The organism is Olsenella sp. CU969, from assembly GCF_905219715.1.
GTDB lineage: Bacteria > Actinomycetota > Coriobacteriia > Coriobacteriales > Atopobiaceae > Granulimonas > Granulimonas faecalis.
In genome coordinates this window covers 23,369-30,543 of the sequence record NZ_CAJMXC010000018.1, presented here as the reverse complement: position 1 = coordinate 30,543, position 7,175 = coordinate 23,369, and the positions used below count along the sequence as shown (strand labels likewise).

The following is a 7,175-nucleotide window of genomic DNA, read 5'->3' as shown; positions in this document are numbered from 1 at the left end:
TTCCTCTCAACAGGCGCGGTGGCGAGGTCGCTCTTCTAGGGGTGTGGTACCCCGCCACCCGATAACGTTTCAAATAGGGGGACGAAAACAGCCTATCTGCCCCACCTAAAGCCTGCCTAAGGCCGTCGGCCCCCTCGCGAAAACAGCGGCGGCCCCACCGCCGCGCGCCGGGCGGTGGGGCCGCCGCCCCGGGGCAGGACCCCATGCGCGTCAGAGCNTNAAGAGGTAGCCCNCACNGCGCANCGTGACGATGTGCGAGGCCACCTGGGGACCCACCTTGGAGCGTACGCGGCGGATGTGCACGTCCACCGTGCGGGTGCCGCCACAGTACTCGAAGCCCCAGACGCGGTGGAGCAGGGCCTCGCGCGAGTAGGCGCGGGACGGGTGGGTGGCCAGGAACGAGAGCAGCGAGTACTCCATGAGGGTGAGGTCCACGGGCTCGCCGTCGATGGTGACCTGATAGGTNGNCAGNTTGATGGTCATGTTGTCGATGGTGACGAAGTCAGACGGCACGGTCTCCTCGCCGGGCCAGAGCAGGAGGGCCAGACGGACCTCGAACTCGGCCTCCGACGCGGTGGCCAGGAAGAGGTCGGAGCGGCCCTGCACCGGCATCCGGAGGGAGGGGAGTTGCTCTTCGTCCACGGAGAAGAGCCGGGGGATGCCGGAGTTGCCCGCCACATAGGCGTCTACCTTGTTGATNGNCTCGGACGAGAGGCCCGCGAGGTCGAGCAGGACGAGGTCGAAGTCGTGTCCTGACGAGATTGCCTGGTCGAAGGTGTCGGGCGTCGACAGGAGCACCGAGATGTCGAGGGAATGGGAGAGCTCCCGCATCCGCTCGTGCAGGCGGCTCGTCTTCGAGACGAGGAGGACGTTCTTATGGTGCTGCAAGCCAGGCCTCCTTCACAAGGCGGGGCGTCATCGCCGCATGGGCAAACAGTTGCACACAAGTAGATTGAAGTTTACCACAGCGTCCCGTCAGCAACTTGTAACAATTCCAAAGGGACGGGAGGGCCCCAGAGGTCCCTCCCGTCATAAAACAAAGGACGATCGGCCGGCTGCGACGACGGGCCTCAGGCCCCCTCGATGTTTCCGAGGAACGCCGCCGTGCGCTCGCTTTTGGGATGGTCGAACACGTCGCCGGGCAGGCCCTCCTCCACCACGAGGCCGTCCTCCATGAAGACCACGCGGTCGGCCACGTCGCGGGCGAAGCCCATCTCGTGGGTGACCACGATCATGGTCATANCGGAGTTCTCGGCAAGGTCACGCATGACGTCGAGGACGCCGCGCACGAGCTCGGGGTCGAGGGCGCTCGTGGGCTCGTCGAAGAGCAGGACGTCGGGGTGCATGGCCACGGCGCGAGCGATGGCCACGCGCTGCTGCTGACCGCCGGAGAGCTGGGCGGGCATGAAGTCCACGCGGTCGGCCAAGCCGACGGCCCCAAGCTGCCGCACCGCCTCGGCCTCGGCCTCCTCCTTGGTGCGCCCGAGGGCCTTCACCTGGCCGATCATGACGTTCTCCTTGGCGGAGAGGTGNGGGAAGNGGTTGAAGTTCTNGAACACCATGCCCAGGTGCTTGCGCATCTCGCACAGGCGCACCTTGGAGCTGCCCGTGATCTCCTCGTCGTTGAAGAGGATGTGACCCGCCGTGGGGGTCTCGAGCCGGTTGATGCAGCGCAGCATGGTGGACTTGCCCGAACCCGACGGNCCCAGCACCACGACGACCTCGCCGGGCCACACCGTGAGGTTGACGTCGCGGAGCACCACATTGNCGTCGAACGCCTTGTTGAGGTGCTCGATGCGCACCGCCGGGTGCTCGCCCTCGGCAAAGGCGTGGGTGGACAGGGTGCGGTCGTGCTCGTAGGCGAGCCTCGCCGCGGTGTCGGCGTCGAGGACGGGGTGCTCCCCGACGGCCTTCCTGTGGGACTTAGGCATCCTGGGCCTCCTCTCGGGGCGCGGCGCCCATGCGGGCACGGGCGGTGGCGGGCACGGCCGGGCGCGGCTTGAGTCGTGCAGCGCCGAAGGCCTTGCGGCTCTCCTCGGCGACCGCCTCGGCCGCCGGGTCGGGGTCGACGGTCTCGGCGTCGCNTCCCTCGATGCCCTCGGCCTTNGCCGGGCCCTTGGGGCGCGGCCCCTGGCCGGANTCGCTGCGGGCGAGGTGCTGCTCGACCTTGGAGACGATGCGGATGAGCGGCAGGGTGACGATGAGGTAGTAGATGGCCGCGGCGATGTAGGGCGTGATGTTGCCGGTGACCGTGGTGAGGTTCTTGGAGAACATCATGAGCTCCATGCCGCCCACCGAGGACAGCAGCGAGGTGTCCTTGTAGCCCGTGATGAAGTCGCTCGNGACCGTGGGNAGCACGCGGCNCACGGTCTGGGGCAGGATGACCGAGACCATGGTCTGCCNNCCGTNNATGCCNAGGGACTCGGCGGCCTCGTACTGCCCCTTGGGGATGGACTCGATGCCGGCGCGGAAGATCTCGGCCAGGTAGGCGCTCGAGTTCACGGCCATGACGATGACGCCCAGCACGTTGTTGTCGATGTTGACGCCGATCATGGGCAGGCCGAAGAACATGATATAGATCTGCAGGAAGAGCGGCGTGCCGCGCAGGATGTTGATATAGGTGACGGCCACGGCGCGCACGACGCGGTGCTTGGCCATCTTCATGAACGCGAAGAGCAGGCCGAGCAGGATGGCGAACGGGTAGGCCACCACGACGATGGCCAGACAGACGAGCCAGCCGGGAAACAGCGAGGCGAACGACGTCACGAGCAGCTGCGGCTTGAAGAACATGCCGAGGAACTGGTTGGAGTTCCACGCCGCCACCCAAGGCTGCTCGTCGAGCCAGTTGACGAGCGCCTGCAGCGGCGTGTTGGCGATGACCGCGATGGCCGGCGACGGCGCGAGGTCGGTCTCCTGGCCGTCGACGGTGGCGGTGCCGGTCACCTGCACGTCGCCACCCTCGGGCGGGAACCGCATGTTGGTGACCTCCACGCGGAGGAGGTCGCCGGCGCCCACGGGCTCGGAGAAGTCGAGGGTGAGACTCGTGCCGTCGACCTTGGCGTCGGCCTGCACGTCCTTGCGCTTGAGGCCCTCGAGCACGGTNACGCGGGAGNTGGAGCNGTNGAAGGAACCGTCCTGGGGCAGTGTCAGCGTCACGGCATCCACGCTCTCGCCCTCGTCGACGGTGGCCTCCCAGGTGAGTCGCGTGTCGATGCCGCCAATGACGCCGGAGCCGCCGTCCTCGTTGGGCTTGGCCGTCGCCTTGTTGACGGTGACGGCCTCGGCCGTGGCGGGCGCCACGGCCGTGAGGCAGAGGGCCGCGGCGAGGGGGGCACAGAAGGCGCGCGCGACGTGGCGCCCCTGCCGATCTGCCNNGTGCTTCATGGGAACCAATCCTCCTTCGGGCCGGCTACAGCTGCTCGCCGAACNACTTCTCCTGGAGCCTCGCTATGGTGCCGTCGTCCACGAGCTCCTTATACGCCTTGTCGATCGCCTCGGTCAGGCCGGGATTGTCCTTGGAGACCACGAAGCCGTACTGCTCGCCCGTGGCGATCTCCTGCTTCACCGCGAGGTCCTTGTAGCTGGTGTTGCAGAGGTGCGACAGCACGGGCAGGTCGGCCACGCAGGCGTCGTAGGAGCCGGTCTGGACACCCATGAGGCACTGGACGACGTCGTCCAAGGGCACCACCTGCGCGTTGGTGAGGTTCTCCTCGACCCAGGCCTCGCCCGTGGTGCCCGACTGAACGGCCACCTTGGCGTAGGCGTTGTTGAGCTCGGTGTCGGGGTCCAGGACCTTGGAGGAGGCCGCCATGACGAGCCCCTGGTTGGAGTCCAGGTAGGGGTCCGTGAAGTCGATCTCCTNGGCGCGCTCGTCGTTGACGNTGAAGGCGGAGGCGCCGATGTCGGCCCTGCCGCCCTGCTTGAGCTGGGGGATGATGGTGTCGAACTCCACCTGGGACCACTCGGCCTTAAGGCCCAGCTTCCCGGCGACGGCGTCCACGACGTCGACCTCGTAGCCCTCGCAGTCGGCCGCCGTCTTGCCCTCGGGCACGGACTCGAGGGGCGGGTAGGCGAGGTCCGAGAGGACCGTGAGGGTGCCCTCCTTGACCGTGGAGACGCCCCCCGCTCCCCCGGCGGACGACGAGCCGCAGGCGGCGAGGGCGAGGACGGTGGCGACGCAGACGGCCAGGGCGGCCAGCTTCGGTGCTCGTTTCATAAGCGTCCGTGCTCGTTTCATAAGCGTCCTTTCAGGGGGACTCGAACGTGGGGACGATACTACCATCCCCGGGACGTTTATTCGACGCCTCATCATACGTGCCGATAAAAGAAACGAGATTGTTATTCGATACTCCGAATATTTTCAGGGCAGGAGCCCGGAGACCCCTAGGCCAGCGGCGACCCGAACCACTTGGCCTCGAGNGACGCCACGAANTCGTCCTCCTCGAGGGCCGCAAGGGCATCGTCCACGGCCTCGCGCACGGCGGGGTCCTCGGACGAGAAGGCGAAGCAGTAGCGGCTCACGTCGTCCTGGTGGTGGCCCACCATGAGGGTGCCGAACATGGAGTTGAGGAGGTAGGTGGCGCTCACGTCGTCGTAGACGGCGGCGCTNTAGGTGCCGTTGGCCACGCCCGTGAGGCCCTGGACGGCGTTGTCCACCGGGACCACCGCGGCCTTGGGGAGGGTCTCGCGCACCCAGGCCTCGTTGGGCGACCCGCCCTGCACCACGACGGTGCACGCGGGGTCGTTGAGCTGCTCGACCCCNTTGNANGGNCGCTCGCGGGGCANCACGACGTCGCGACCCACCGACATATAGGGCGACCCCGCCTCGAGGGAGGAGACGCTGCCCCCGAAATCGTCGAGGGAGAGGGCGGAGGCGGCCATGTCCGCCGCCCTGTCGGCCACGGCGGACTNGACCGCNGGGAGGTCCTCNCACCGGCGGAACTCGAGGTCCAGACCCAAGCGGTCGGCCACCTCGGCGACGAGCTCGTACNCGANCCCGCGGCGCTGNCCGTCGGAGTCCACGAAGTCCATGGGCGGCGACGCGAAGTCGCAGGCCACCGTCAGCGTGCCCGGCTCCACGGTGGACAGGTCCCGCTCGATGTTCCGCTTGGCGAAGGGACCCTGGAGCGCCGCGCACCCGCACAGGAGGGTGCCAGCGAGGATGACGAGCACGCACAGGGCCGTGCGCGGCGTCGGACGCCTGTGGCCGTGTCTGACGGGTTCACCCAATGGAAAGACCGCCTCCCCGAACAAGCCGGTTCTCTCAAAGCTCTTTGAAACAAAGTAACACAACGGGGCCCACGACGGCCCCTCGTTACGGGTAGCGACACCCGGGGGACAACCGCTGGTAGAACGATTTTTAAGGTTTNNNTAAGATAATATCTTCTCAANGAGTTTATTCAGTAATGTATAAGGTAACCGGCATACGTTTCCTTTCAGTATAGCTGGGGGCACACAAAAGCCGCCCCCTCCGGAAAAGGGGCGGCCCAAGGCACCGCACGGGTCGTCGCAGGAAGGGCGGGGTCCTAATAACCGCCGTAGTNGCTGCGGACCTCCCAGTCCGTGACCGTGGAGTTGTACGACAGCCACTCGCGACTCTTCTCCTCCACCAGGAACTCGAAGGTGTGGTCGNCGAGGACCTCGCGCATGAGCTCCGAGGAGCGGAAGGCCTCGATGGCCTCCCCGAGGTCGCGGGGGAGCCGCTCGAACCCGGCGCTCTCGAGCTCCAGCTCCGAGGTGCCGAGGTCGGAGGTGTACTCCGGGGGCAGGGGCAGGCCCTCCTCGATGCCCTTGAGGCCGGCCATGACCGTGGCGGCGATGGCGTGGTAGGGGTTGGCCGAGGGGTCGGGCACGCGCAGCTCAACGCGGGTGGACTGGTGCTTGCCGGGCTTGTGCATGGGAATGCGCACGAGGGCGTTGCGGTTGCGGCGGCCCCAGGTGGCGAACGTGGGGGCCTCGCCGTCGGGGACGAGGCGCTTGTAGGAGTTCACCGTGGGGTTGGNGAGCAGCATGTACTCGGGCGCGTAGCGGACGAGGCCGGCGATGTAGTGGCAGGCGACGTCGCTGAGGTGGTGGCCGCCCTCGGCGCCCCAGAAGACGTTCTCCCCCTCGCCGTCGAAGAGCGACTCCTGCAGGAACATGCCGGAGCCGGGGCGCCCGGGGATGGGCTTGGGCATGAACGACGCGTAGAAGCCGTTGTTCTGGGCGATCTGCTTCACGGCGAAGCGCGTGGTCATGATGTTGTCCGCCGCGCTCACGGCCTCGGCGTAGCGGAGCGAGATGCCCTGCTGCGACGGCCCCATGGCGTGGAAGGAGTACTCCACGGGGATGGAGAGGCGCTCGAGGGAGAGCACGGTGTCGCGGCGCAGGTTGCGCGACGAGTTGGTGGGCGCGAGGTCGAAGTAGCCGGCGTCGTCCAGGGGCACTGGGGTCTTGGAGCTGTCCGAGTAGAAGTACTCGAGCTCGGGACCCACGTTGGGCACGAAGCCGCGGTCGGACGCGAGGCGGAAGACGCGCATGAGGCAGTGGCGCGGGTCACCCTCGAAGGGCTGGCGGTCGGGGGTGCAGATGTCGCAGAAGATGCGGGTCACGGCGTTGGACGCGGGGCGCCACGGCAGAAACTGGAAGGTGGAGGCGTCGGGGAAGGCCAGCATGTCGGACTCCACCNCGGAGGAGAAGCCGTTTACCGACGACCCGTCGAAGCCGATGCCCTCCTCGAAGGCCTCCTCGAGGTCCTCGGGCGAGATGGCGAACGACTTGAGGTTGCCGAGCACGTCCGTGAACCAGAGACGGACGAACCGGACGTCGCGCTCCTCGACGGTGCGAAGCACGTAATCGATGTCCTTGCTGGAGTTGCTCATCACTACCTCGCAATGGAAGGGGGTGGAGGCCGTCGCAAGGGCCCCTTGTGCATAGTCCTGACAACTGTTGCACAGGGGTGTTTCAGCTCTGTTTCTATGACCGGCGCAGGCGGCCGTGCGCGCCGGCGGCCCCGCCTAATGGCAGCAGGAGCGCCCCCTCCCCGCCGGCTTCACCGACGCCACGGCGGCGCGGGCCGCCTCCTCCATGGACTCCACGGCGTCGCCCGCCACGGGGCACGGGCCNNTGCCCGACCCGGNGCACACCGATGCCGATCCACAGCCGCTGCACCCTCCCTTGGCGCCGGCGCGGACCCG

Annotated in this window: 6 protein-coding genes; all 6 read right to left on the bottom strand. The window is 67.5% G+C overall.

Annotation, left to right across the window (positions count from 1 at the left end):
• Nucleotides 1–210 precede the first annotated feature (210 nt).
• The 6 genes from JX283_RS03510 to JX283_RS03485 all read right to left on the bottom strand — a co-directional run bounded on the left by JX283_RS03510 (nucleotide 211) and on the right by JX283_RS03485 (nucleotide 6,860).
• Nucleotides 211–831 carry a DNA-binding response regulator gene (locus tag JX283_RS03510; RefSeq protein WP_204829368.1) on the bottom strand — a complete coding sequence of 207 codons (621 nt, stop codon included), beginning with the start codon at nucleotides 829–831 and terminating at the stop codon, nucleotides 211–213.
• 239 nt (nucleotides 832–1,070) lie between these two features.
• On the bottom strand, nucleotides 1,071–1,931 hold the full coding sequence (locus JX283_RS03505) for an amino acid ABC transporter ATP-binding protein (protein WP_204829364.1): 861 nt from the start codon (nucleotides 1,929–1,931) through the stop codon (nucleotides 1,071–1,073).
• Nucleotides 1,924–3,384 (bottom strand): ABC transporter permease subunit, encoded by a 1,461-nt coding sequence (locus tag JX283_RS03500; protein WP_204829363.1) that lies wholly within the window; start codon nucleotides 3,382–3,384, stop codon nucleotides 1,924–1,926. Before JX283_RS03500 ends, JX283_RS03505 begins: the two co-directional genes overlap by 8 nt.
• Nucleotides 3,385–3,409: 25 nt before the next feature.
• Nucleotides 3,410–4,216 carry an ABC transporter substrate-binding protein gene (locus tag JX283_RS03495; protein WP_204829362.1) on the bottom strand — a complete coding sequence of 269 codons (807 nt, stop codon included), beginning with the start codon at nucleotides 4,214–4,216 and terminating at the stop codon, nucleotides 3,410–3,412.
• A 167-nt stretch (nucleotides 4,217–4,383) separates the two neighbouring features.
• Nucleotides 4,384–5,172, bottom strand: coding sequence for an ABC transporter substrate-binding protein (locus tag JX283_RS03490; protein ID WP_204829361.1), 789 nt, complete (start codon nucleotides 5,170–5,172; stop codon nucleotides 4,384–4,386).
• A 353-nt stretch (nucleotides 5,173–5,525) separates the two neighbouring features.
• Nucleotides 5,526–6,860, bottom strand: a complete 1,335-nt coding sequence (locus tag JX283_RS03485) for a glutamine synthetase family protein (RefSeq protein ID WP_204829360.1) — start codon at nucleotides 6,858–6,860, stop codon at nucleotides 5,526–5,528.
• Between the last annotated feature and the right edge of the window lie 315 nt (nucleotides 6,861–7,175).